26 protein-coding genes are annotated in these 23,800 nt (G+C 48.8%); 19 read left to right on the plus strand and 7 right to left on the minus strand.

Translation table 11 applies throughout. The features are described from left to right. The first annotated feature begins 37 nt into the window (after positions 1-37). The 3 genes from rpsF to rplI are packed head-to-tail and all read left to right on the plus strand — an operon-like array spanning position 38 to position 1,129. Positions 38-412, plus strand: a complete 375-nt coding sequence (rpsF, locus tag KIU71_RS10865; protein ID WP_214131294.1) for a 30S ribosomal protein S6 — start codon at positions 38-40, stop codon at positions 410-412. Between the two features lie 12 nt (positions 413-424). Continuing rightward, positions 425-652, plus strand: a complete 228-nt coding sequence (gene rpsR, locus KIU71_RS10870; RefSeq protein WP_214131295.1) for a 30S ribosomal protein S18 — start codon at positions 425-427, stop codon at positions 650-652. A 24-nt stretch (positions 653-676) separates the two neighbouring features. After that, complete coding sequence (rplI, locus tag KIU71_RS10875; RefSeq protein ID WP_214131296.1) at positions 677-1,129, plus strand: 50S ribosomal protein L9; 453 nt, start codon at positions 677-679, stop codon at positions 1,127-1,129. 322 nt (positions 1,130-1,451) lie between these two features. Here the strand turns inward: rplI and KIU71_RS10880 are convergent, their stop codons facing one another. Continuing rightward, positions 1,452-2,195 carry an MOSC domain-containing protein gene (locus KIU71_RS10880; protein ID WP_214131297.1) on the minus strand — a complete coding sequence of 248 codons (744 nt, stop codon included), beginning with the start codon at positions 2,193-2,195 and terminating at the stop codon, positions 1,452-1,454. Between the two features lie 101 nt (positions 2,196-2,296). Between KIU71_RS10880 and KIU71_RS10885 the strand changes: the two genes are divergently transcribed. From KIU71_RS10885 to dnaB, 4 genes are all read left to right on the plus strand, one after another. Continuing rightward, positions 2,297-2,866 (plus strand): RNA polymerase sigma factor, encoded by a 570-nt coding sequence (locus KIU71_RS10885; RefSeq protein ID WP_214131298.1) that lies wholly within the window; start codon positions 2,297-2,299, stop codon positions 2,864-2,866. Continuing rightward, positions 2,859-3,371 carry a hypothetical protein gene (locus tag KIU71_RS10890; protein ID WP_214131299.1) on the plus strand — a complete coding sequence of 171 codons (513 nt, stop codon included), beginning with the start codon at positions 2,859-2,861 and terminating at the stop codon, positions 3,369-3,371. The genes KIU71_RS10885 and KIU71_RS10890 overlap by 8 nt, the downstream gene beginning before the upstream one ends. Further along, positions 3,356-4,372, plus strand: a complete 1,017-nt coding sequence (locus KIU71_RS10895) for a DUF4097 family beta strand repeat-containing protein (RefSeq protein ID WP_250207438.1) — start codon at positions 3,356-3,358, stop codon at positions 4,370-4,372. The genes KIU71_RS10890 and KIU71_RS10895 overlap by 16 nt, the downstream gene beginning before the upstream one ends. 217 nt (positions 4,373-4,589) lie before the next feature. Further along, positions 4,590-5,981, plus strand: coding sequence for a replicative DNA helicase (gene dnaB, locus KIU71_RS10900; RefSeq protein WP_315853279.1), 1,392 nt, complete (start codon positions 4,590-4,592; stop codon positions 5,979-5,981). 52 nt (positions 5,982-6,033) lie between these two features. On the opposite strand, the gene KIU71_RS10905 is transcribed toward dnaB, so the two are convergent. The 4 genes from KIU71_RS10905 to KIU71_RS10920 form a co-directional block, all read right to left on the minus strand. Further along, the gene (locus KIU71_RS10905; protein WP_214131301.1) at positions 6,034-7,236 is read right to left on the minus strand and encodes an OmpA family protein; all 1,203 of its coding nucleotides are present in this window, start codon (positions 7,234-7,236) and stop codon (positions 6,034-6,036) included. 92 nt (positions 7,237-7,328) lie between these two features. Continuing rightward, positions 7,329-7,769, minus strand: coding sequence for a secondary thiamine-phosphate synthase enzyme YjbQ (locus tag KIU71_RS10910; RefSeq protein ID WP_214131302.1), 441 nt, complete (start codon positions 7,767-7,769; stop codon positions 7,329-7,331). 7 nt (positions 7,770-7,776) lie between these two features. After that, on the minus strand, positions 7,777-8,220 hold the full coding sequence (locus KIU71_RS10915) for a transcriptional repressor (protein WP_214131303.1): 444 nt from the start codon (positions 8,218-8,220) through the stop codon (positions 7,777-7,779). A gap of 83 nt (positions 8,221-8,303) precedes the next feature. Next, positions 8,304-8,774 (minus strand): Rsd/AlgQ family anti-sigma factor, encoded by a 471-nt coding sequence (locus KIU71_RS10920; RefSeq protein WP_214131304.1) that lies wholly within the window; start codon positions 8,772-8,774, stop codon positions 8,304-8,306. 137 nt (positions 8,775-8,911) lie between these two features. On the opposite strand from KIU71_RS10920, the gene nudC reads away from it, so the two are divergent. Continuing rightward, positions 8,912-9,733: an NAD(+) diphosphatase gene (gene nudC, locus KIU71_RS10925; RefSeq protein ID WP_214131305.1), complete on the plus strand. Its 822-nt coding sequence runs from the start codon at positions 8,912-8,914 to the stop codon at positions 9,731-9,733. Positions 9,734-10,022: 289 nt separating this feature from the next. Then, entirely contained in the window at positions 10,023-11,087 is a 1,065-nt protein-coding gene (gene hemE, locus KIU71_RS10930; RefSeq protein ID WP_214131306.1) for a uroporphyrinogen decarboxylase, read from the plus strand. Between the two features lie 17 nt (positions 11,088-11,104). Here hemE and queG read toward each other — a convergent pair whose 3' ends face one another. Then, positions 11,105-12,238, minus strand: a complete 1,134-nt coding sequence (gene queG, locus KIU71_RS10935; protein ID WP_214131307.1) for a tRNA epoxyqueuosine(34) reductase QueG — start codon at positions 12,236-12,238, stop codon at positions 11,105-11,107. Positions 12,239-12,244: 6 nt separating this feature from the next. On the opposite strand from queG, the gene KIU71_RS10940 reads away from it, so the two are divergent. The 10 genes from KIU71_RS10940 to KIU71_RS10985 all read left to right on the plus strand — a co-directional run bounded on the left by KIU71_RS10940 (position 12,245) and on the right by KIU71_RS10985 (position 22,529). Beyond that, entirely contained in the window at positions 12,245-13,753 is a 1,509-nt protein-coding gene (locus tag KIU71_RS10940) for an NAD(P)H-hydrate dehydratase (RefSeq protein WP_214131308.1), read from the plus strand. A 6-nt stretch (positions 13,754-13,759) separates the two neighbouring features. Continuing rightward, entirely contained in the window at positions 13,760-14,275 is a 516-nt protein-coding gene (gene tsaE, locus KIU71_RS10945; protein ID WP_214131309.1) for a tRNA (adenosine(37)-N6)-threonylcarbamoyltransferase complex ATPase subunit type 1 TsaE, read from the plus strand. Positions 14,276-14,289: 14 nt separating this feature from the next. Continuing rightward, complete coding sequence (locus tag KIU71_RS10950) at positions 14,290-15,606, plus strand: N-acetylmuramoyl-L-alanine amidase (RefSeq protein WP_214131310.1); 1,317 nt, start codon at positions 14,290-14,292, stop codon at positions 15,604-15,606. Beyond that, positions 15,603-17,318, plus strand: coding sequence for a DNA mismatch repair endonuclease MutL (gene mutL / locus KIU71_RS10955; protein WP_214131311.1), 1,716 nt, complete (start codon positions 15,603-15,605; stop codon positions 17,316-17,318). The genes KIU71_RS10950 and mutL overlap by 4 nt, the downstream gene beginning before the upstream one ends. Then, the gene (miaA, locus tag KIU71_RS10960; protein ID WP_214131312.1) at positions 17,315-18,259 is read left to right on the plus strand and encodes a tRNA (adenosine(37)-N6)-dimethylallyltransferase MiaA; all 945 of its coding nucleotides are present in this window, start codon (positions 17,315-17,317) and stop codon (positions 18,257-18,259) included. Before mutL ends, miaA begins: the two co-directional genes overlap by 4 nt. A 79-nt stretch (positions 18,260-18,338) precedes the next feature. Further along, the gene (hfq, locus tag KIU71_RS10965; RefSeq protein ID WP_214131313.1) at positions 18,339-18,584 is read left to right on the plus strand and encodes an RNA chaperone Hfq; all 246 of its coding nucleotides are present in this window, start codon (positions 18,339-18,341) and stop codon (positions 18,582-18,584) included. Between the two features lie 20 nt (positions 18,585-18,604). Beyond that, the gene (hflX, locus tag KIU71_RS10970; protein ID WP_214131314.1) at positions 18,605-19,894 is read left to right on the plus strand and encodes a ribosome rescue GTPase HflX; all 1,290 of its coding nucleotides are present in this window, start codon (positions 18,605-18,607) and stop codon (positions 19,892-19,894) included. Positions 19,895-19,975: 81 nt separating this feature from the next. Continuing rightward, on the plus strand, positions 19,976-21,136 hold the full coding sequence (gene hflK, locus KIU71_RS10975) for an FtsH protease activity modulator HflK (protein ID WP_214131315.1): 1,161 nt from the start codon (positions 19,976-19,978) through the stop codon (positions 21,134-21,136). A 1-nt stretch (position 21,137) separates the two neighbouring features. Then, positions 21,138-22,031: a protease modulator HflC gene (gene hflC / locus KIU71_RS10980; RefSeq protein WP_214131316.1), complete on the plus strand. Its 894-nt coding sequence runs from the start codon at positions 21,138-21,140 to the stop codon at positions 22,029-22,031. Positions 22,032-22,178: 147 nt separating this feature from the next. Continuing rightward, complete coding sequence (locus KIU71_RS10985; protein ID WP_214131317.1) at positions 22,179-22,529, plus strand: YciI family protein; 351 nt, start codon at positions 22,179-22,181, stop codon at positions 22,527-22,529. Here KIU71_RS10985 and KIU71_RS10990 read toward each other — a convergent pair. After that, a complete protein-coding gene (locus tag KIU71_RS10990; protein WP_214131318.1) occupies positions 22,515-23,786 on the minus strand; it encodes an RNA polymerase sigma factor in 1,272 nt (423 codons plus the stop codon). The genes KIU71_RS10985 and KIU71_RS10990 overlap by 15 nt on opposite strands. Positions 23,787-23,800: the final 14 nt, after the last annotated feature.

Genomic DNA, 23,800 nt, shown 5'->3' on the forward strand with positions numbered 1-23,800 from the left:
GCTGTACTGCCCGAGGCTACAACCGTAAGGAGCAGACATGCGTCATTACGAAATCGTTTTTATGGTTCACCCTGATCAGAGTGAACAAGTTCCTGCGATGATAGAGAAATACTCTAACATCCTTAAGCAGGACGGCGGACAAATCCACCGTCTAGAAGACTGGGGTCGTCGCCAGTTAGCGTACCCAATCGAGAAGCTACACAAAGCTCACTACGTTCTTATCAATGCCGAAGCGACTGCTGAAGCGGTTGAAGAATTAGAGACTGCGTTCCGTTTCAATGATGTTATCTTGCGTAACCTTGTGATGCGTACTAAATCTGCCGTGACTGAAGCGTCACCAATGATGAAAGAAGAGCGTCGTGAGCGTCGTGAAGATGCACCAGCAAAACCTGCTTCTGCAGATTCAGAATAAAGGAGAATTACCATGGCTCGTTTTTTTAGACGTCGTAAATTCTGCCGTTTTTCAGCTGAAGGCGTAGCAGAGATTGATTACAAAGATACCGCCACATTGAAAAACTATGTGACTGAAAGCGGTAAAATCGTACCTAGCCGTATTACGGGTACGAGTGCTAAATATCAACGTCAGTTATCAACTGCGATTAAGCGTGCTCGCTTCCTTGCGTTGCTACCTTACACTGACTCACATAAGTAATTGGCGATAGAAGGGGTATTGTAGATGGACATCATTCTACTAGATAAAATCGCCAACTTAGGCGGATTAGGTGACAAGGTTTCAGTGAAATCGGGTTACGCACGTAACTTCTTATTCCCTCAGGGAAAAGCAGTTCCAGCAACCAAAGCTAACGTTGAAAAATTTGAACAGCGTCGTGCCGAGCTTGAAGCGAAGATCGCTGATCAGCTCAGTGCTGCACAAGCACGCGCTGAGAAAATCGAAGCGCTTGGTGAAGTGACTATCGCTGCTCCAGCGGGTGACGAAGGCAAATTGTTTGGCTCTATTGGTACACGTGACATCGCTGACGCTATCACAGCGGCCGGCGTTGAAGTGACCAAAGCGGAAGTGAAATTGCCTACGGGTACTTTACGTGAAACTGGTGAGTTCGAAATCGACCTACAGCTTCACTCAGACGTAATGACTTCTATTAAATTGGTTATTATCGCTGAAGCGTAAGTTCACATACCATCGAAAAACCGCCATTGCACTTGCAACTGGCGGTTTTTTTTACCCTTAAAAATTTAAGGGCCTGTTGACCTTTCATCTTACGCAACGTCGAGCGCCCAATATTTCACAATTGAGGCGTGAATGCCGAAATTTAGTCACTCTAAATGAGGGATTCACAACAAAAAGTGTGGAGTATTGGGACTCGACCCGAGGGCTGGGCCTGATTCTTTCATCAACCTCGTCATTTGTCGCTAATTTGGATTAACCAAACCACGCTCCTCATTCCTCGCTGATGAAAGAATCAGACTCCAGCGTTGCGTAAGATGAAAGGTCAACTGGCCCTTGCTGTGCGTGATTTTTGCATTAAGCGGATTTGCCATTCCGGGTCTAGCGATGGGATTGCAGCGGCATGTAAGAGATCATCGCGATGGGCATTTCGGTCATTGACCAAGGCCATGAAGTCAGCAATGTTCAACGTAGTTGTTTCCCTTGATTCGAGCACCATTGTGTCGCCAGTGTCAATTTTGCCTTCTTCCAGCACGCGGAAATACCAGCCACAAATACCTTGGTCATTCACGAAACGGTCGAGCTGAGGGAGACCGAATCGCTGTGATATTTTGCTGCAGGGAACCCGAGGCGAGCCAACTTGGATCAGGGTTGAGCCAACCCGATAAACATCACCAATACACACACTTTTGTCATTCATGTCCTGTGCACTGATGTTTTCACCAATACTACCGGGAACGAATTGAGCGCTATGTTCTGCGAAATGTTGTTGGAATACCTGATAGCTACTGATGGCATATTGGTGAAGTACCTTTTCAGGACCTCCATGTAGCTTCTTGTTGCCTTGTTCATCCTCAAGCGTGCCGTTTTTAAATACAGTTAACTGTTGCACTGGTTGTTTGTGGATACTGCTGGGGGCGCCTTTCGCACCGAACGGTTTGGGCGTACCGGCAAATAGCTGATTGATATTATACATGGAAACCTTTTCGTGTTGTGCGTCGCTCTGCTGCCCAGAGCGTGTAATATACTCATGATAGCGCGGTAAAAAAAATCCACAGTATTTTTTCACGTGCTTTAAACCTTCGTGCTTAGCCGCGCGACTAATCTTTTAACTGCACACTGAGAACAAAACCCGCCGCTAGTTAGGTGGAAGATTGGAACCACGGACGTATGGTAGAACAACCGGGAAACATTGTTGAGGCCCAGCAACGATTTGCATCGAGGAAAGACATCGATGTAATTGCAGCAGCCCAACAAGGTGATAAGGCCGCTTACAAGCAGCTATATGAAACGTATGTTGGCAGGGTGTACGCGTTGTGCTTACGTCTTACGGGTGAACGCACGATGGCAGAAGATGCGACGCAAGAAGTGTTTATTCAACTGTGGCGTAAACTCAGTAATTACAACGGACAGAGTCAGTTTACCACGTGGTTACACAGCGTAACGTCGAACATCGCCATTTCGTACATTCGCAAACAAAAGGGCTGGTTTCAGCGAACGTTCAATATTGAGGACTCGCCGGTGATGGACGATAGCGATGCAGGTTCGGCCGGCGATGTAGAGCTGGATCGCTACATTCTGCGACTGCCTGAGCGTGCCCGGCATGTTTTTGTGCTGCACGCCATCGAAGGCTACCGGCATGAAGAAATCGCCGATTTATTGAATATGGCCGTGGGATCGAGCAAAGCGCAGTTTCACCGCGCAAAACAGTTACTAACAGAGTGGATGGATGATGAGTAGTAAAAATTCTCAGCGACTAGAACAACAGGCACAATCGCTTTCGCGCGATATTCAGCCTGAACGTGATTTATGGCAAGGCATTGCACTTGGTATCGAGCAAAGAGAAGAAACACTGCCAGCCACAAACGACAAGCATCGTAGCCAATGGCCTCTAGCGGCCGCCGCGAGCGTGATGTTCGTTGCCTTATTCGGTTGGTATATGGTTAGCGGTATGCAAGCTGGGCCATCAGTGCAGCAACCGTCGGTTGAGCAACTCGCGGCAACCATGAGCAAGCAGCATCAGGCCCAAAAGGAGGCCTTGTTGGTGAGCTTGCAAGATCAACCTGCGTTGACGCAAAACTGGCAGCAACAACTGAGTGAATTAGACGAGGCGGCACTGGCTATTAAGGCGGCCCTCGAGCAAGACCCTGATAACGTGGCACTGCTTAAAATGCTGCAAAATGTTTATCAGCAACAAATTAGCTTAATTGAACGCGTACACGCGCCTAAATGGCGTCAGATTTAAACGAGGATGATACGATGATGAATAATGTGAATGTAAAGAATTGGTGGAAATTGACCTCGACAGTCGCCTTGGCGACAGCCTGCATGAATGCGTTCGCGGGGCAGAAGATTGACCAGAGCATGGACGTTGACAAAACCAGCTACATTGATATCGAGCACATGAACGGTAGTGCAGTGATAAAAGGCTGGGACAAAAGCGAAGTGCATGTGAGCGGTGAGCTCAGTGAACACGCGGAAGAGTTTATTTTTCGTCGCGATGGTAACCGAGTACGTATAGAAGTGGAAATGAAAGGTGGGCGTCACCGCAGCAACGGCTGGGGTTGGAACAATGACGACGGTGACGATCTCGTCATCTACGTGCCACACGAAAGTCATATCAGCTACAGTTCCGTGAACGCCAGTATTGACGCTCAAGCCTTGTATGCCGATGTAGATATTGATGTAGTGAACGGCGCCATTTCTGTTGACGATGTTAGAGGGCGTGTTCGGTTGGAATCGGTGAATGGTGATGTAAAAGCCATGCAGGCGACCGGCGATCTGCATATTGAAACAGTAAATGGAGCGATTCAGGGGGAGCATAGCGGTGCGGGCGAGCTTGGCTTCGAATCGGTCAACGGTGATATTGATATGCGTTCCGACAGCCAGGAAATTAGCGCCGAAACGGTCAACGGTGATCTTTATCTCACGCTTGGCAATGTTGATGAGTTAGATCTGACCACGGTAAACGGTAGTATCGATGTAAAAATGCATTTAAATGAAGATGGGGAGGTGCGTATCGCCACTGTCGGCGGCTCGGTTGAACTGACTTTCCAAAAGGCTGTGTCGGCAAGATTTGATATCAAAGGCCATGCCGGTGGCAATTTTGTTAACCGATTAACCGACGACACAACCCAGAAAGCCAAATATGGTCCCAGACGCTGGCTTGAGTTTACAACCGGTTCAGGTAGTGCAAAAGTTGATGTGTCGACGGTGAATGGTCGCGTTAAATTACAAAGTAAATAGCGGTATCAACTAAGATTAAGCGCCCAGATGCTCCACCATATGGGCGCTTTTCATGAAAGCGCGTTAATACTCAGCCTTGATTACCTTGCCATCAGACCGCAGCAAAAAATGTATCGCAACGATCAATAGGCCCCAGCAAGATCACATTTTTATGGTGTCCAAATCGACTAAAATAGCGCATACTGTGTAGCCGTTTTTCCCAATCAAAATGTGTCCAGTGAACGTTGTCAAGCCGTCAAAACCCGATGCCAAAGTCGAAAAATTAAAAGTACCGCCGCATTCGATTGAGGCGGAACAGTCCGTACTGGGCAGTATGCTGATTGCGCCCGAATCATGGGACAAAGTCACAGAGATCGTTGGCGAGGATGACTTTTACAATCGCGCACATCAAACGGTTTTCGCCGCCATTCTGGCGCTGCTTAAGAATAATCAACCCATTGATTTAATCACTGTATCGGAACAGCTAGAGCGCAACGATTTGCTTGAGGAAGCCGGTGGTTTTGCGTATCTCGCTGAGCTAGCCAAGAATACGCCCAGTGCTGCTAACGTGGTCGCCTATGCCCAGATTATCAAAGAACGCGCAATCACCCGTGAACTCATTGGCGTGGCGCATAATATCGCCGAAGTGGGCTTTAATCCAGAAGGCCGGAACAGTGCTGAGTTGCTTGATTTGGCAGAGTCTCAAGTATTTGAAATTGCCGAAAAGCGTACGGGCGAGAATGAAGGCCCGCGGGATATTGAGAAAGTACTAGGCAAAACCATTGACCGGCTTGAGGCGCTGGTTAAGTCAGGTAAAGAAGTGACGGGCGTCACAACAGGGTTTACTGATCTCGACAAAAAAACCAGCGGTCTTCAGCCTTCTGACTTAATTATTGTCGCGGCGAGGCCTTCCATGGGGAAAACCACATTCGCCATGAATTTGTGCGAGAACGCCATGATGAGCGAAGAAAAGCCAGTACTGGTATTTAGCTTAGAGATGCCCGCCGAACAAATCATGATGAGGATGTTGGCATCGCTCAGTCGAGTCGATCAAACCAAAATTCGTACCGCGCAATTAGACGACAACGATTGGGAGCGCATTGCGCGCACCATGGCCATGTTGAAAGATAAAGACAACTTATTTGTCGATGACTCATCCGGTCTAACCCCCATGGATGTTAGAACACGCGCGCGCAAGCTTGCCCGCGAGCGCGGCGGCATTAGTATGATTATGGTAGATTATTTGCAGCTGATGCGCGTCCCCAGTCTCAGTGACAACAGAACGTTGGAAATTGCAGAAATTTCTCGCTCACTCAAAGCCTTAGCGAAAGAACTGGAAGTGCCAGTTGTTGCCTTATCGCAGTTAAACCGTGGCTTGGAGCAACGCGCAGACAAGCGCCCAGTGAATTCTGACTTGCGTGAGTCAGGCTCCATTGAGCAAGATGCGGATTTAATTATGTTTATTTACCGTGATGAGGTGTATCACGAAAACAGTGAGTATAAAGGCGTGGCTGAGATCATTATCGGTAAACAACGTAATGGACCCATTGGCACCTCAAGGCTCACATTCCAAGGGCAGTTTTCACGTTTTGACAACTACGCCGGTGCGGCTGTGGCTGACGAATATTAGATTATAAAAAAGGCCAGCATGTGCTGGCCTTAATCAGTCAAAGCGGTAGCGTTTAACGCGTTTCTTTTTCTTTAACCTGAGCCACTACTTTGGCATGAATGCGACGATTAACGCGGTGTGCCTCAGCAACATTTCTTTCGTCAAGTAGCTGCGTTTCACCATAGCCAACAGCCGATAAACGGCTTCTATTGATACCGTAAGTGTTAACCAGTACATCCACAAAAGACTGTGCTCTGCGTTGCGATAAGTCCATATTGTAATCTGCGTCACCGACGGCCGAAGAATGACCTTCGATGGTTGCATCGGTATGGTCATAGCGATTCATAAACTCAGCAAATTCGACGATTTTTGCATCACGTGGATCAGTAACAACGGCGCTGTCGTTTGCGAACAATACATCGAGTACGACTGACACCTGATGTTCGGCAAACACGGTGCAACCCTTAGCGTCAACCTTGTCAGTCGCCGGCGTGTTAGGACATGCATCGATTGAGTTTGCAACACCATCGTTGTCAGAGTCTTTAACTAATGCACAACCTTGGCTGTCTACCGCAGTGCCTCGTGGCGTGTTGGGGCATTGATCAACGCTGTTGACAACACCGTCTGCATCACTGTCATTGTTACAGCCTGTTGCGTCAACTGATGTCCCCATCGGTGTATTTGAACACTGGTCACGGCTGTCTAGTACGCCATCGCCATCTGCATCACCATCACGTTGTGGCGTTGATACGCTGTCACCGAAGTAATAAGCTAAACCCAGCTTCACGCCAAAGTCATTATACCCTTGACCAAAATCATGGAACCAAGTGGCTTCAGTAACGACTTTCCAACGCTCAGATAAATTCCAATGTTTACCCACACCCGCGGCCGCTGCACGATAGCTTTGTTCAAGCGCTTGATGGCGTAAGCCACCAAATAGATAGGCTGCATCATTTTCAAGGAAATACAGCATGTCTAAGCCAAAACTATTACCTTCTTCTTCTGAGCCAGACGTTCTGAACGGATCGACATCAATTTTCTGGCGAGCAACTTCCACACGAACCGCCCACTCGGGCTCAAATCGGAATCCGAATTCGCCGCCGTAGCCGTGCCCGTCATCGAAATAGCCAGCAGGATCTGGCTTGCTGCTATCTGCGTTATAATATTGTGCGAAGCCTGCAATCCACTTGTCGTTTGCAGGAGCTTCTTGCGCCAGTGCTGGCTGCAAGGAAAATGCAGCGGTTACGGCGCTTGCGATGAGTGCTTTTTTCAACATGTTGAGTTCCTTTTACGTACTGGTATTAAATACTGTTAAGCAGTGTGTTGGTTGGGTTAAGTTTACACGACAATTCAGAATGCATGAAATAATCATGCCGACTTACCCATTGACTTGCCCAGAAATGTGGCGTGAATGGTACGTTTGCCACCATTATCGCGGTGTTCGCCCAGGTAAATACCTTGCCACGTGCCCAAAACGAGCTTTCCATGATCAATCGATAATGACAGCGACGAACCAAAAATTGCAGATTTTACATGCGCGGGCATGTCATCTTTACCCTCATAGGTGTGTATGAAATAGGGAGTGGAATCGCTACACAGCTCATTGCAGAATGCCTCTAAATCCGTGCGTACCGTCGGATCTGCGTTCTCGTTAATGCATAAACTGGCACTGGTGTGGAGTAAGGAGAGTTGCAAAATCCCCGATTGGACGTGTTTTATCGACGGAATTGCCGAAATGACGTGTTCAGTTATTAAATGAAATCCACGCGGGAACGTGGGTAAGCAAAAGCGAACTGAGTCACATTCCATCGAACTTTCACTCGCTTTGATGGCACTGCGCACATAAACCGTGTGCTTCAATGGTTTGTTTGGAAATGCTGAACCCGCGCGATTTTGCTTGGTCGTTTAATTTGTCTTCGATGCCGACGGATTGTATTTCTGCCACTTCGCCACAACTGTCGCATATTAGAAACTGTACAGGATGGCTGCAGCCAAAGTGGTGGCATGCGACAAAACTATTGGTGGACTCTAATTTATGGATCAGATCAAAGTCGAGTAAAAAATCAAGAGCACGATAGACTGTTGCTGGCTTAGCGCTATCTTCGGTTTCTTTTAAAATATCAAGCAGCTCGTACGCTCCCATGGGGCGGTGCTTGCTTAACATAATTTGATAAACTTTTTCTCTTAACGGCGTAAAACGCGCGCCTTTGCCCTCACAAAAGCGTCGAGCTTTCTCGGTCAATGTGGATAGTTCTGTCATCGCTTGGTTATATTCCTGTTGCCACTGAATCAAACGTTATTTCGACTGCGATAAAGCTTACCACATAACTTAATAAATTAGCGTTACTCTGTTGATGCATGGTGCGCAGTAATGTGCTGAATTAACTGGTCTTCATGTTCAAATCGCTCGACCAGTGTTTCTCCCAGATCAGCAATTTTTCGCACCAACAGAGGACTATCAGTGGCCAATTGCTCGGCACCGAAAAGATCATTAAATTTCAATGCTTCGTCGGTACTGTCGAGCAGTTTTGGATACAGGTGGTCGCGCAATGCATCACCCGTGGCGTCACCGGCCACCAGCATATCAAATATCTCGAAATGCCCGGCCGAAATGTAATCCATTAGCAATTCACAAAAGGACGCCAAGTGCTCAGGTGCAGGCGATACACTGTGTAATGAGGGGGCTTTGGTAAGACTCAATCCAGCGATTTGATAATAGCCAACAATGAGTTGCTGACGCTCGTCTAACCACATATCAACGGCAGTGCGCTGCCCATTGAAGGGGGTTGGTGTTGGCCCAATTTGATTTAGCATAGCGTCAAACACTCGCTGTTTGTATTACGGTTAAATGAAGTATAGCAGCGGGTGAAAGTATTGTGATTTTTTGCGTCGAATCTGAATATCAGGCACTGTTAGCCTCATCGCGACTCTTCACGTAACAGGAAACGAAGTTGGTGACACAAACAAGCCCCTTAGATACACAAGCGAGTTACTTTTGGTTGATCATTACGCAGGATCGCTTTATGTGCAGTGAAGAAAAGCAACCGTTATTGCACACGTCATGGCAACATCTTAAACCGCTTCATGAGTATGGTGAACATGTTGTACAAATCGAAATATTAAAGGGTATAGCGGTGTACATGATCGACTTGCGTCATGAACGTATTGCCAGCAACGACGCATGGCTGAGTGACACTATCGGCATGCGCGGGGCACTGATGTCAGCTTCACCAGAGGAATTTAGCGTTATCGCGAAAGCGTGGCAGTACGCGCTTTTTATCCGAACTCACCGTTTTTGCGGACAGTGTGGCGACACCATGCAGCGCGTAAGCTGGGAGATGGCGATGCAATGTCACCGGTGCAAACACCGTTGCTATCCCCGCGTATCGCCCTGCATCATCGTGTCGATTTATCGCCAAGGTGAAATTTTATTGGCGATGGGGTCACGACACAAAGACACGGGCATGTATTCAACGCTTGCCGGTTTTGTTGAAAGTGGTGAAAGCTTAGAAAGTGCCGTACATCGCGAAGTGAAAGAGGAAGTGGGTGTACGTGTCAAAAATTTGCGCTATTTTGGCAGCCAACCTTGGCCGTTTCCGCACTCACTGATGGTGGGTTTCATTGCAGAATGGGCTGGCGATGAGATCAGCATCGATGATGATGAAATTTGTGCGGCTGACTGGTTTACACCATCCAATCTGCCAACCACGCCTCCAACACTGTCTATTGCAGGGCAACTTATTCAAGAAACGCTGCGACTATTGTCACAATAAATGTGATCAAGAGTACCCAACAACGGGATTAGCAAACGTGCATAAAAAAGCTCGAACCGAAGTTCGAGCCAAGTGAATCTTTGATAGCGCGGTCTCGTTAACGAGATTCTTTATTTATTATGCTTCTTAGGTATAGCAGGTGCTTACTATTTATGCAAGTTTCCAGAGCGAGTTGATCAACAGGCCCTAAACAACCCAAGCATTTTGGCCTTTTTGTTGGTATATTTTGCGCCATTCAATGGCGTTAAAGTGCGTCAACATTCCAATTCACTATAGAGTTTCCGATTTCATGCAGCTAAAGAACGACCGCTATCTCCGCGCTTTATTGAAGCAACCTGTCGATGTAACACCCGTGTGGATGATGCGGCAGGCTGGGCGCTACCTTCCTGAATATAAAGCGACACGTGCTGAAGCGGGCGATTTTATGGCGTTGTGTAAAAACGCAGAGCTTGCGTGTGAGGTGACATTGCAGCCACTGCGTCGTTTCGATCTCGACGCCGCTATCCTGTTCTCCGATATTTTAACGATCCCAGATGCGATGGGCTTGGGCTTGTATTTTGAAACCGGTGAAGGCCCTCGTTTCAAGCGCACAGTTGATAGCGCTGCGATGGTTAAGCAGTTACCCATTCCGGATCCAGAGCAAGAGCTGCAGTACGTGATGAACGCGGTCCGCACAATTCGCCGTGAGTTGAAAGGCGAAGTGCCCCTGATTGGCTTTTCAGGCAGCCCTTGGACACTGGCAACCTATATGGTGGAAGGGGGCGGAAGCAAAGCGTTTACTAAAATTAAAAAAATGCTGTTTGCGGAGCCGACGGTTCTGCATGCTTTGTTGGATAAACTCGCTGACTCAGTGATTGTTTATCTAAATGCGCAAATCAAAGCGGGTGCTCAGTCGGTCATGGTCTTTGATACGTGGGGTGGAGTGTTATCTCCGCGAGACTATCGCGACTTTTCTTTGCAATACATGCATAAAATAGTGGACGGTTTGATCCGCGAGCATGACGGCCACAAAGTGCCCGTGACATTATTTACTAAAAATGGCGGCATGTGGCTTGAAGCGATTGCGGCAACAGGCTGCGATGGCGTTGGTTTAGACTGGACAATTGACATTGATGTAGCGCGAGCGCGCATTGGCGATAAGGTTGCGCTACAAGGCAATATGGACCCGTCTATGCTGTACGCTCAACCGCAGCGTATTGAAAGCGAAGTGGCAACTATCTTAGCCAAATACGGACATGGTAGTGGGCATGTGTTTAACCTGGGCCATGGGATCCACCTAGATGTTCCGCCAAAAAATGCCAAGGTATTTGTGGATGCTGTGCATCGGTTAAGTGGCCAATATCACACCAAATGATAACATTATCCGCGCGATCAAGCGTCGCGCGGCATTCCTTTTTGCACCGATCTGACTAATCGCACTGTTTTACGCGATTCCCTCTGGAGCCGCTGTTGATGTTGCTGCAAGGCCCAGTGAATGTGTTCGTCGACGTTAGCATCTACGCGTCCCAGCCCTTTGTTTAAAGCGTCGACCATGTCAGGGGTATAGGCCATATTACCCATCGCAATAGCCAGATTGCGTTGCCAGCGTGCGTAGCCAATTCGGCGTATGGGAGAACCTTCGGTCGCCGCAAGAAAGGTTTCCTCGCTCCATTCGAACAATGTGATTAGGGGTTGTCCAAACAACTGGCTGCGCGGCGAAAAGTCGGTTTCCTCGGTGATTGGCGCCGCTTTATTATAAGGACACGCCAGTTGGCAGTCGTCGCAGCCATAGATACGGTTACCCATCAGAGGCCGAAGCGCTTCATCAATTTTGCCTTCATGCTCAATCGTAAGATAAGAAACACAGCGTCGCGCATCAACAACATAAGGCTTAACAATAGCGTTGGTGGGGCACAGTGTTATACACGCATTGCAGGTACCACAAGAAGGCTCCACAGGCGTGTCTGTGGGCAGTGGTAAATTGATCAACAATTCACCGAGAAAAAACCACGAACCAGCCTCCTTGTTTAATGTGAGTGAGTGCTTACCTGTCCAACCGATACCTGCTTTTTCGGCCAACGCGTGCTCAAGTACCGGGGCAGAGTCGACAAATGGACGAAACTCAGCCGTACTCAGCTCGGCTTTAATTTTGTCACCCAGTTGCTTGAGTTTTTTGCGCACCAACTTGTGATAATCACGGCCAAGGGCATAGCGGCTGATATAGCCAATACGTGGATCCGCCAGGTGCTTTGCAAAGGAGGCGTTGGGCGGTAGGTAATCTAATCGCACACTGATGGCGCGCAACGTTCCGGGTAACAGCTCATCCGGCCGAGCGCGCTTCATGCCATGCTGGGCCATATAGCTCATTGTGCCGTGGTAACCCGCATCCAACCAGTTTTGCAGAAACGTTTCGTGGCGTTTCAAGTCAACATCGCAAATACCGACTTGCTGAAAACCTAGCGACTTCCCCCAAGCCTTGATATTGTTTGCTAACTGATTTAAATCAACCGAATCGATGGTGGTCATAGCATAATGTTAGATTCCGAATTAGCGCAAAGTTTAGCACATAAACTGTTTCGAGCAGATCAGGTTCGCGACAATGAAAAAGCGGCGGCAGAACAGTCAGGTAACGATATGTTCACCCTGATGGAACGCGCAGGAAAAGCAGTTTTTGAGCATGGCCGAAACCACTTTCCAAACACCGAACGCTATCTTATTTTGGTGGGGCATGGCAACAATGCTGGCGATGGTTACATTGCGGCGGTGGAAGCAAAACGTGCTGGCAAACAGGTTGCGGTATGTGCTGTCGAGCCCGACAGAGCGTTGTCAGGCGACAGCCAGCGCGCTCAGCAGCTTTGGTTTGATGCTGGCGGTCAGGTAGATGCATTCAGCACAGAAGCGCTGTCGCGCAGCGACGTGGTGATCGACGCTCTATTGGGAACGGGTACCAACAGCTCGATCAGACCCGAGTACGCAACCATAATTGATGCCGTGAACGCCAGCGATAGACCTGTGATCAGCATTGATGTTCCCTCTGGCCTCGAAGCGAATACGGGCCAGTCAATGGGACGGTGCATTCAAGCAGATTTAACAGTGACCTTCGTCGGCATAAAAGCCGGCTTGAGCACGGGTGCCGGTAAACAGTCCTGTGGCCGGTTAGTGTTTGAAGATCTCGGTATCGGCAAAGCGTTCATGGCGTTAGCGCGGGCGAGCGCCACGGTCATTGAATTGGAACATTTTGCGCAAATGGCACCACGTGAAGTGAATAGCCACAAAGGCACCTACGGTCGCCTATTATGCATCGGCGGTAATAAAGGCACGGCAGGCGCGATCCGCCTTTCCAGTGAGGCCGCTTTGCGCAGTGGTGCGGGCTTGGTCAAAGTTTATGCACATGAAGATTCCAAGATTCAAATTAACGCAGGTCGCCCTGAATTAATGGTTGTCACAGACAATCTGGATGCGGCGCTTGAATGGGCAACCTGTGTCGTTATCGGACCCGGGTTAGGTCAAGATGACTGGAGTCACAATGCGTTTGAGAAAACGTTGAACTATTGCCAGTCGCACAAAAAACCGATGGTCATTGATGCTGATGCGTTGAATATTCTGTCGCGTCACTCCGGCGCGTTTAATGTTGACCAGTGTGTCATCACGCCGCACTCTGGTGAAGCGGCGAGGCTGTTAAGTGACAATGTAGAGGCTGTTGAAGCCGATCGTTTTAATGCCGCCAGACTGCTTGCTCAGCGTTACCATGCTATTTGTGTGTTGAAAGGAGCCGGGACCATTGTCGATACCGAAAAGTATGCCTGGGTGTGCAAACATGGTAACCCCGGCATGGCAACGGCGGGGATGGGTGATGTACTCAGTGGTGTATTAGGCGCTCTATTAGCACAGGGGTTGCGCGCTGATGTCGCGACAAAATATGGTGTCACTGTGCATGCGAGAGCAGGCGATATTCTTGCACAAGATTACGGCCAACGAGGGCTGCTTGCCAGTGACTTATTTGATACGCTACGCGCCTTAATCAATCACCGGTTAACATAGCGGATTATGGCAACGCAGAATGTATCACAATCCATATCGCTGGATGTTGCCGATGAACAGGGTACGGCTGCGCTAGCCAATTTGTTAGGCAACACCCTCTTACATCACGATTTAATGCCGATGGTTATCTATTTGCAAGGTGATTTAGGTGCGGGCAAAACCACGTTCAGTCGAACTTTTATCCGCGCTTTTGGTCACACGGGTAACGTAAAGAGTCCTACTTATACCTTGGTTGAGCCCTATGAACTGAGTGCTGCCAACCTATACCATTTCGACCTGTATCGTCTTGCCGATCCAGAAGAACTGGAATTTATGGGTATTCGGGACTACACCATCGGCAAATCCATCTGTTTGTTTGAATGGCCAGATAAAGGTGGGCACTACTTGGCAGCACCTGACTTAATCATTAGAATTGAGCATGGCGAAGATGAAAATGCCAGACGCATTGAGCTCGTGGCGCATTCGTCTCAGGGGCAGGCAATACTGACCTTAGGCGGTTTCAATTTACGCGAACAAAGATAGAACCAACGACACATATGACTTTGACACGTTTTGGCTTATCCCTGCTTTTATTGATAGGCGCGCTACTACCCGCTTATGCCAATGATATCGAAAGCGTGCGCGTGTGGCCTTCGCCAAACAACACGCGCATCGTGTTTGACTTAGGCAGCCAACCGGATTATTCGTATTTCACGCTGAAAAACCCCGATCGTGTCGTCATTGATTTTGCTGAAACGTCGCTGAGCGTTGATTTAGGCAGAGTTGACAATACCAACGCCTTTCTCAAACGCATCCGCACCAGTACACCCAAAAACAAGCGCGCCACACGAGTTGTGCTGGATCTGTCTCGTAGCGTTACGCCAGAACTCTTTGCCATGCCGCCGACGAAGCCTTATGGCCATCGCTTAGTGGTGGATTTACCTTATTCGCCGATGCAGGCACCTCAGGTTGTGGTCAAAAGTAGTGAACAAAGTGATCGTGATCGAGACATTATTATCGCCATTGATGCTGGGCATGGCGGCGAAGATCCTGGTTCTGTTGGCCCCACCGGTACATTCGAAAAAAATATCGTGCTGAGCATTGCAAAAAAACTACAGGCGATGGTGGACAATGAGCCGGGGATGCGTGCGGTGATGACCCGTACGGGCGACTATTACATCGCACCTAATCGACGGCCAGAGCTGGCGCGTCAGCATAAAGCTGATCTTCTGGTTTCAATTCACGCCGATGCCTTTACAACACCACAGCCACGCGGTGGTTCTGTGTGGGTGCTGTCAACAGGCCGTGCAGATTCTGAGTTGGGGCGTTGGATGGAGCGGACAGAACGCCATTCTGAATTATTAGGTGGGGCCGCAGAGGTGATCAACGACGCGGTAAGTGAACGCTATTTAGCCGAAACCATTTTGGGTTTGTCGATGGATCACTCGATGGCAACGAGTCATGATTTGAGTCAAAAAGTCATCTCGGAAATGCGCAAAATAACTAAAATGCATAAGACCAGGCCACAAGCAGCGAGTCTGGCGGTATTGACGTCGCCGGATATTCCGTCCATTTTGGTTGAGGTTGGTTTTATTTCGAATCCGCAGGAAGAAAAAAATCTCAATTGGGCAGAGCATAGAGAACGTTTGGCAACCTCCATGTTTAATGCCACCAAACGTTACTTCAAAGCTGTGCCGCCTGACGGCACATTGTGGGCGTCATTGAAAAATTCGACACGCACTCACAAAGTCCGCAGCGGGGAGTCGTTATCGGTGCTCGCGCAGCGCTATAACGTTAATGTGAGTAGTCTCAAGCAAGCCAATAATCTCACCTCAGATGTCGTACGTATTGGCCAAGTGCTGACGATCCCATGATCCAACTGTTGCCACCGCAATTGGCAAACCAAATTGCTGCGGGAGAAGTTGTCGAACGCCCAGCTTCAGTGGTGAAAGAACTGGTTGAGAATTGTATTGATGCCGGTGCTACTAAGATTGAAATAGATATCACGCAAGGCGGACATAAACAGATCCTGATTCGTGACAATGGCAGTGGCATTGCTAAAGCACAATTAACGTTAGCTTTGAGCCGACATGCAACCAGTAAGATAACCTGTCTAGACGATTTAGAAGCTATCTCCAGTATGGGCTTTCGCGGCGAAGCGCTTGCCAGTATCAGTGCGGTGAGCCGGCTTACATTAACGTCGAAAACCGCCGACCAAAGCGAAGCATGGCAAGCCTGTGCGCAAGGTATGGATATGGCGGTAGATATTGTACCCGCTGCTCACCCGAATGGCACCACAATTGACGTGCAGGATTTGTTTTTTAATACGCCCGCCAGACGGCGGTTTTTGCGCACTGAAAAAACTGAGTTTGGTCATATCGAAGCGGTCTTTAAACGTATCGCGATGGCGCATCCGAAGATTGAGTTTTTACTTCGTCACAATGGCAAACGAGTCAAACATTGCCGCGTAACAGAAAATCCAATCCTGCGTATCGGCGCACTGCATAGCGCATTGCACGAAGACATGCTATGGCCGCTTGACGTTGAGAGTAACGGCGTCTCGCTGACCGGTCTTATACTCGACCCCAGTGTGAACTTGAGTGCGACCACGCTACATTATAGCTTTGTGAATCAACGCCCTATGCGCGATAAGTTGATCACTCACGCGATTCGACAGGCCTACGAATTAAGTGGCTGCGACCCTGAAAATATCGGTTTCGTATTGTTTGTGAATGTAGACCCACACGCGGTCGATGTGAATGTTCATCCAGCAAAGCATGAAGTTCGGTTTCATGATGCCCGGCAGGTTCATGACTTCATCAGTAGCGCATTTCGCAAGGTATTGCTCGCGAACATTCCGCATGGCAACGGTGATGATTCGGTACTGCACGTTAACGAAATAATGGCCGCTGCCGCAAACCCCAGTCATGACTATATTCAACCACCACGCGCACAGCAGGGCATACTTCGCAATGCAGGTTCAGGTCAGGTTTCACGAACCGAAGGATATTCAAACTCAAGACCACCTCTGCAGAAAACCAGCACTACGCCATGGGCGGGCACAGAACCTACAATAACCGATCACGCCGCTTTTCTAGCGTTGGATGCAGATACTTGTTTAATGCGTACCGACGATTGTGCGCTGTGGTTTATCAGGTGGTCTGAATGTCTTAAAGCGCGGCTTCAATCCGAGCTCAGCGCTGCCACGCGCGCTCAGCCTTTGCTTATCCCCGTGGCGATACCCGTTTGCAAAGCCTGGTCAGAAGCAAAACGACAAACGCTGGAAAAGCTGCATATTGTGGTGGAGCAAATCGCAAGTAAACTGATACTAAAGCAGGTTCCTTCGGGTTGGCGCGCCATGCCATGGTCGAATGCGTTTAGCGTGCTTATCGACACCACTGACGAGATCAGTGCCGATACTGTGATCGCACGCTTGTGTGAATTTATGCAAAGCGAAAGTCCGTTTCAATCGCAACAGACCATGCAATGGTTTTTGCAGTTGGATAAACACGCTCAAAACTCTGTTTTGTCGCAAAGTGCAAAGCGTATTGATATAACGCAGCTAGAACACATGGTTAGCGCATGAGTCAGGCACGCACAACTCCGCCTATCATTAATTTGATGGGCCCAACGGCATCAGGAAAAACAGCGCTCGCATTAGCTGTTGCAGAGCAACTCGAGGGAGAGATAATTAGTGTTGATTCTGCACTCATCTACCGGGATATGGATATCGGGACTGCCAAGCCTACGGCGCAAGAGCTTGAACGTGTTAAGCATTGGTTAGTGGATATTGTTGATCCTGCACAGCCTTATTCCGCAGCGGATTTTTGTCGTGACGCATTGGCGGCAGTAGAGGATATCCGGCGGCGTGGTAAAGTGCCGTTGTTGGTCGGTGGCACGATGATGTACTACAACGCGCTAATGGCGGGCATGTCGCAAGTGCCTGAGTCAGATCCGCGTGTTCGAACTGAGGTTCATGAAGAGGCAGCAATCAAGGGATGGCAGGCACTTCACAATGAACTGGCCAACGTTGACCCTGTCATTGCGGCGCGTGTTCACCCGAATGATCCTCAGCGTATCGGGCGTGCATTGGAAGTGTATCGAATGACCGGTAAACCCTTAAGTGAGTGGCAGCAACAGAAAACCCCCGGACTGGCTGACATCACCGGGGCACACATTCATCAATTTGCGATCGCGCCTGACGATCGAAAAGTATTGCATCAACGTATTCATCAACGTTATCTTGAAATGCTGTCTGGTGGCCTCATTAATGAAGTCGAGAATTTGCGCCAGCGGAAAGATTTGCACCTTAATCTACCGTCAATGCGCTGTGTCGGTTATCGTCAGGTATGGCAGCATTTAGATGGTGATTATGATTACCCCACAATGGTCGATAAAGGGGTTGCGGCAACCCGTCAACTCGCGAAACGCCAGTTTACGTGGTTGAGAAACTGGACTGACGTGCAGTGGCTAGATACTTTCGCTGTTGATAATGAAGCGAAAATTGTTGAATCGGTTACTATTTAACCAGTGTACTTTGCTATACAATCAGATAGTGGGTGGTGTATCCTCCACCTATAACAATGATAATAATTAAGGAATGGAAATGGCTAAAGGGCAGTCACTACAAGACCCATTTTTGAATGCGCTAAGAAAAGAGCGAATTCCAGTGTCAATTTACTTGGTCAATGGCATCAAGTTGCAGGGTCAAGTTGAATCTTTTGACCAGTTCGTGATTTTACTTAAAAACACGGTAAGTCAGATGGTTTATAAGCACGCTATTTCAACGGTCGTTCCGTCAAGAGCAATTCAAATGCCTACTCAAGGCGATGAAGCGGGCGCGGCGGATTAATCAACTAGCAGGAGTTTTATTTGTTTGAGCGTTACGCCTCGGGCGAACGTGCCGTGTTAGTGCACGTTGATTTTAGTGATGAGACAAACAAAGAAGCCCTTTCTGAACTGCAAATGTTGGTATCCTCCGCAGGCGTAGAGGCGGTGGAAGTCGTCACGACATCTCGCTCTGCGCCCAGTGCCAAGCTCTTTATTGGTAGTGGTAAAGTGGATGAAATAGCCGCTGTCGTTAACGCGGTAGATGCCAACGTAGTGATTTTTAATCACGCGTTGTCTCCCTCTCAAGAGCGTAACTTAGAAAAAATAGTGAAATGTAGGGTAATCGATCGTACCGGACTCATTTTGGATATTTTCGCGCAACGTGCCCGAACGCACGAAGGTAAGTTGCAAGTAGAGCTTGCGCAATTACGCCATATTTCAACGCGCCTCATTCGCGGCTGGACTCACCTTGAGCGTCAAAAGGGGGGCATTGGTTTGCGCGGCCCCGGCGAAACGCAGTTAGAAACCGACAGGCGTTTATTGCGTGGCCGTATTAAGGCCATTTTGCGGCGGCTTGATAAAGTCCGCAAGCAACGCGAGCAAGGGCGTCGTTCGCGCAAGCGCGCCGAAATTCCTACGGTGTCGCTGGTCGGTTATACTAATGCGGGTAAGTCGACCTTATTCAACACACTGACAGATGCTGGGGTTTATGCGGCTGATCAGTTGTTCGCAACATTGGACCCCACGCTGCGCAAATTAGAACTGCAGGATGTTGGGCCGATTATTTTGGCTGACACAGTGGGGTTTATTCGACATCTTCCCCACGACCTGGTGGCGGCTTTTAAAGCCACCCTGCAAGAAACTCAGGAAGCCGATCTACTCTTACATGTGGTGGATTATGCCGATGACCAATATCGAGAAAACACCGATCAGGTCAATGAAGTCTTAGCGGAAATTGAGGCAGATGACGTTCCCCAATTGACGGTGTGCAACAAAATTGATCGCCTGGAGGGCATGACGGCACGGATTGACAGGGATGAAAACGAACAGCCCATTCGCGTTTGGGTATCAGCTCAGCAAGGCATAGGCATTGATTTATTACAACAAGCCCTCATTGAACGATTATCAAAAACAATTGTTCAGCGCAGGCTTAAAATACCCCCTAAAGCAAGCCATCTTCGTGGCGTGCTTTTTGGGCTGAATTGCATTGCTGCTCAAACCTACGATGAAGACGGTGACTGGGTCGTCGACGTGCGCATGCCAAGTGCAGATTGGCAGCGGTTGTTAAAACGGGAAAACGGCGAACTGGAAGGCTTAGTCGTCGAACACTAATGCGTTTATTCGCGTTAGAATGCAAACTGAATTGTCAGCAATGACGTACTATTTCAAAATCGAAGTGTATGGAGAGTATTTATGGCCTGGAATGAACCGGGTGGGAATAACAATGACCCTTGGAAGAACAAAGGGGGGCGCGATCAAGGACCACCTGACCTAGACGACGTGTTCAAAAATTTGTTCGGCAAGTTCACAAAGAGCGGTGGTAACGGCGGCGGTTCAGGCTCAGGCAAGAGCTTGGGGGGTATCGGCGCAGGTATTATCGTTGGCTTATTGGTTGTTATTTGGTTTATCAGTGGGTTTTACACCATCCGCGAAGCAGAACGTGGCGTTGTTTTGCGTTTTGGTGAATATGTGTCTCAAGTGGAACCCGGTTTACGTTGGAAACCAACCTTTATTGATACCGTGATCCCGGTCGATATCCAGTCAATCCGTGATCAGTCTTCTTCCGGCTCCATGCTGACTGAAGACGAAAACGTGGTGCGAGTACAAATGGAAATGCAGTACCGCGTGGTCGATCCTTACCGCTGGACATTTGCGGTTATTGAACCTGAAATGAGCTTAAGTCAGGCGCTTGATAGTGCCATCCGCTACGTTGTTGGCCACTCACGCATGGATGATGTTCTCACCGATGGCCGTGAGTTAACGCGACAACGTGTTTGGGAAGAGCTGCAAGGTATACTTGAACCGTATAACATGGGCGTGCAAATTATCGACATGAACTTCAAGGATGCCCGCCCACCGGAAGAGGTTAAAGACGCGTTTGATGATGCGATTGCCGCTCAAGAGGATGAGCAGCGTTTTATCCGCGAAGCCGAAGCGTATGCCCGTGAAATTGAGCCGCGCGCACGGGGTCAGGTCAATCGAATGAACGAGGAAGCTCAGGCCTACAAAGAGCGTGTGATTTTGCAAGCTCAAGGTGAAGTTGCTCGGTTTGAAGAGTTATTACCACAGTATGAAGCTGCACCTCAAGTGACGCGCCAGCGCATTTATTTAGAAACCATGGAGCAGGTGTTTAGTAACACCACCAAAATCATGATCGACAACCCCGGTGGCGGTAACATGATGTACTTGCCTCTGGATAAAATTTTAGAGCGTCAGAACAGCCAGCAGAACAATGGTGTCTCGCGTAATGCGTTGGATGACTTGCGTAATGCAGCAACGCCTGATCAACCCGTGAATATGCCGCCTCTTCGTAGCACATCGCGCAACGACAGTTCACGTTCGGGGAGAAACTAAGATGAAAAATTTCAGTATTGTAGTCGTGCTCGCCTTGGTTGTGCTGGGGTTGAGCTCGCTGTTTGTTGTGAAAGAGGGTAACCGCGCTATCGTCATACAGTTCGGGAAAATTCAAAAAGACAGCGACTCAGGCAAAACCAAAGTGTTTGATCCTGGTTTGCACTTTAAGATCCCTTTCATCGATACCGTGCGACCACTGGATGCGCGTATTCAAACGTTGGACGACGGCGCAGACCGGTTCGTGACGTCCGAGAAGAAAGATTTGATCGTCGATTCCTATGTGAAATGGCGTATCGAGGATTTTGAGCGTTACTATTTGTCTACGGGTGGCAATAAACTCCAAGCCGAAGCACTACTAAAACAAAAAGTGAACAACGGTTTACGCACGGAGTTTGGTGCGCGCACCATCGCTCAAATTGTGTCAGGCGAACGCTCTGCGTTAATGGATCAGGCGATGGAGCAGGCTTCAACCAGTTCAGACGAATTGGGTATCGAAATCGTTGATGTACGCGTTAAGCAAATCAACTTACCAACGGAAGTCAGTACGTCAATCTTCCAGCGTATGCGTGCTGAACGTGCCGGTGTTGCTCGCGAACATCGCTCAGAAGGGCAAGAGCAGGCAGAGGTATTGCGTGCAGATATTGATGCAAAAGTAGAGGTTATGTTAGCTGATGCTGAACGTAACGCGCGCCAGCTAAAAGGTGAAGGGGATGCGGTCGCGGCAAATATTTATGCCAGTACCTATTCGAAGAACCCTGAGTTCTACAGCTTCCTGCGTAGTATGGATGCATATCGCACAAGCTTTAATAGCAAACAAGATGTTTTGGTGGTAGAACCCACCAGTGACTTCTTCCGCTATTTAAACGCCCAAGGCGGTAATCCAGCGACAAACTAACATTGTGCTTTTGAATACATAACCCCTGATGCTGCAACAAGGCACAGGGGTTTTTTTATGTCGAGTTGTCCCTTGCGCGCGTATGTGATCGTTTAGTTAATGCATTACAGTGCATTTCTAAACAACTACCCTTAAAAGGAGCAATACATGAATGACTTTATACTGTTGTATCTGGGAGGCGACCCAGACTGGGCAGAGAACTCTTCCGCAGATGAGATGCAAGCGGCCATGGGCGAATGGGAAGCTTGGATGAATAAGCTCAGTGAGCAGGGCAAGCTTGTATCAGGTGGAGATCCGTTGCATTACGCTGGCAAGCGTGTCACTGCAGATGGCGTCACCACTGACATTGCCGCATCTGAATTGAAAGAACTCGTCAGCGGTTATTCCATTATTAAGGCTGCCACACTGGACGAGGCGGTAGACATTGCGAAAACGTGCCCGATCATGAATTACCCTGACATTGTTGTAGAGGTGCGTGAAGTACTAAAAATGGACTGATTGCGGGCTTATCTGACGCATCAGTGTTCGAAAATCAACTTCAGCTAAACCTGCTTGCTTTGCTTTCATTGCGTTGCTGTGAGCAGGTTGAGGTTGCCCCATTTTCCAGTGAACATAGGCTTTGGTAGCGAAGCGCTGTGCCACACTCGCGTTGTCTTGGCTCACCGATTCTGAGTTGAGTAGCTGCAGTGCGTGTTCAGCGTTACCTACCTCCACCAGCGCGACGGCGGCACTCAGTGTGTTTAACGCTGTAGGACTAAGCTTCAACAAGGCGAGGTAATGTTGGCTGATTGTTTGCCAATGCGTGTGAGAAAACGTGGCTGCACGACAGTGTTCAAAAGCGATAAGCGCCTCCAGAAGGTAACAGGAGGGTTGACCGTCAGCATCGTTCAATGCGAGCTGTAGTAAAGCAAAACCTGATGAAAGATGCTCAGGCAACCAGGCCGCCCTATTTTGCTCACCAAGTGTGAGGGGCATGCCAGCGTGGTCAAATCGACTGGGTAAACGCGCGTAATGAAAATGCATTAGTGCTGTCAACGCCATAGACTCCGCATTGCGGAAACGAGGTTCAGCGATAATGAGGCGCATAAACCCAAGCGCGGAGAGGCACAAATCTGCTCGGCCGTTGGGCTTTGGGTTGTGCGCACTGATACCTTCATTAAACAACAAGTAAAGTGTTCGGTGTACCCTTTCCAGTGCGTTGCCTAAATCACTCTCAGCCGGAATATCAAAGCGCACACTGCGCAGTCGATGGGTGGCTCTGCTCAGTCGTTTTTTAATCGTCTCTGGCCTACACAACAGTGCTCGACCAATAGCGTCGACAGACATACCACACAGCGCCTTCAGCGCTAAGGGGAGTCGTTGTGCATCGGGTAACTCCGAGCTGCTGATCCAAAACAATAAGCGTAGTTGGTCATCTTCTAACATCGATGGCGAAAATGCAGCATTCAGAGCGTGAGATCGCGCCAATTCTTCCGACCCATCATCAATGAGGCAACCCTGTAGAAGACGCCTCTGATTACTACTTTGTCTGAGGTAATCTATTGCGGCCCGTTTGGCAGTTAACATCAGCCATGCAGACGGTGACGTCGGCAAGCCTTTCTTTGTCCAGTGTATCAGGGCGCGATTAAACGTTTCGTGGACTAAATCCTCAGCGACATTCATATTAGCAGGGCCTAATACACGTAAAAGTGTTGCGATGAGTTTAGTCGCGTCTCGATTGTATAACGTGCTTACAGTGTCGTTTAGGCTAGGCATTGGTAGCCCTCAAC

The sequence above is a fragment of the Alteromonas oceanisediminis genome, assembly GCF_018474025.1.
GTDB lineage: Bacteria > Pseudomonadota > Gammaproteobacteria > Enterobacterales > Alteromonadaceae > Alteromonas_E > Alteromonas_E oceanisediminis.

Coding starts and splice junctions, on each gene's coding strand:
- rpsF (WP_214131294.1), top strand. CDS start 38: ATGCGTCATTACGAAATCGTTTTTATGGTTCACCCTGATCAGAGTGAA.
- rpsR (WP_214131295.1), top strand. CDS start 425: ATGGCTCGTTTTTTTAGACGTCGTAAATTCTGCCGTTTTTCAGCTGAA.
- rplI (WP_214131296.1), top strand. CDS start 677: ATGGACATCATTCTACTAGATAAAATCGCCAACTTAGGCGGATTAGGT.
- KIU71_RS10885 (WP_214131298.1), top strand. CDS start 2,297: ATGGTAGAACAACCGGGAAACATTGTTGAGGCCCAGCAACGATTTGCA.
- KIU71_RS10890 (WP_214131299.1), top strand. CDS start 2,859: ATGAGTAGTAAAAATTCTCAGCGACTAGAACAACAGGCACAATCGCTT.
- KIU71_RS10895 (WP_250207438.1), top strand. CDS start 3,356: ATGGCGTCAGATTTAAACGAGGATGATACGATGATGAATAATGTGAAT.
- KIU71_RS10905 (WP_214131301.1), bottom strand. CDS start 7,236: ATGTTGAAAAAAGCACTCATCGCAAGCGCCGTAACCGCTGCATTTTCC.
- KIU71_RS10910 (WP_214131302.1), bottom strand. CDS start 7,769: ATGGAATGTGACTCAGTTCGCTTTTGCTTACCCACGTTCCCGCGTGGA.
- KIU71_RS10915 (WP_214131303.1), bottom strand. CDS start 8,220: ATGACAGAACTATCCACATTGACCGAGAAAGCTCGACGCTTTTGTGAG.
- KIU71_RS10920 (WP_214131304.1), bottom strand. CDS start 8,774: ATGCTAAATCAAATTGGGCCAACACCAACCCCCTTCAATGGGCAGCGC.
- hemE (WP_214131306.1), top strand. CDS start 10,023: ATGCAGCTAAAGAACGACCGCTATCTCCGCGCTTTATTGAAGCAACCT.
- queG (WP_214131307.1), bottom strand. CDS start 12,238: ATGACCACCATCGATTCGGTTGATTTAAATCAGTTAGCAAACAATATC.
- KIU71_RS10940 (WP_214131308.1), top strand. CDS start 12,245: ATGTTAGATTCCGAATTAGCGCAAAGTTTAGCACATAAACTGTTTCGA.
- tsaE (WP_214131309.1), top strand. CDS start 13,760: ATGGCAACGCAGAATGTATCACAATCCATATCGCTGGATGTTGCCGAT.
- KIU71_RS10950 (WP_214131310.1), top strand. CDS start 14,290: ATGACTTTGACACGTTTTGGCTTATCCCTGCTTTTATTGATAGGCGCG.
- mutL (WP_214131311.1), top strand. CDS start 15,603: ATGATCCAACTGTTGCCACCGCAATTGGCAAACCAAATTGCTGCGGGA.
- miaA (WP_214131312.1), top strand. CDS start 17,315: ATGAGTCAGGCACGCACAACTCCGCCTATCATTAATTTGATGGGCCCA.
- hfq (WP_214131313.1), top strand. CDS start 18,339: ATGGCTAAAGGGCAGTCACTACAAGACCCATTTTTGAATGCGCTAAGA.
- hflK (WP_214131315.1), top strand. CDS start 19,976: ATGGCCTGGAATGAACCGGGTGGGAATAACAATGACCCTTGGAAGAAC.
- hflC (WP_214131316.1), top strand. CDS start 21,138: ATGAAAAATTTCAGTATTGTAGTCGTGCTCGCCTTGGTTGTGCTGGGG.
- KIU71_RS10985 (WP_214131317.1), top strand. CDS start 22,179: ATGAATGACTTTATACTGTTGTATCTGGGAGGCGACCCAGACTGGGCA.
- KIU71_RS10990 (WP_214131318.1), bottom strand. CDS start 23,786: ATGCCTAGCCTAAACGACACTGTAAGCACGTTATACAATCGAGACGCG.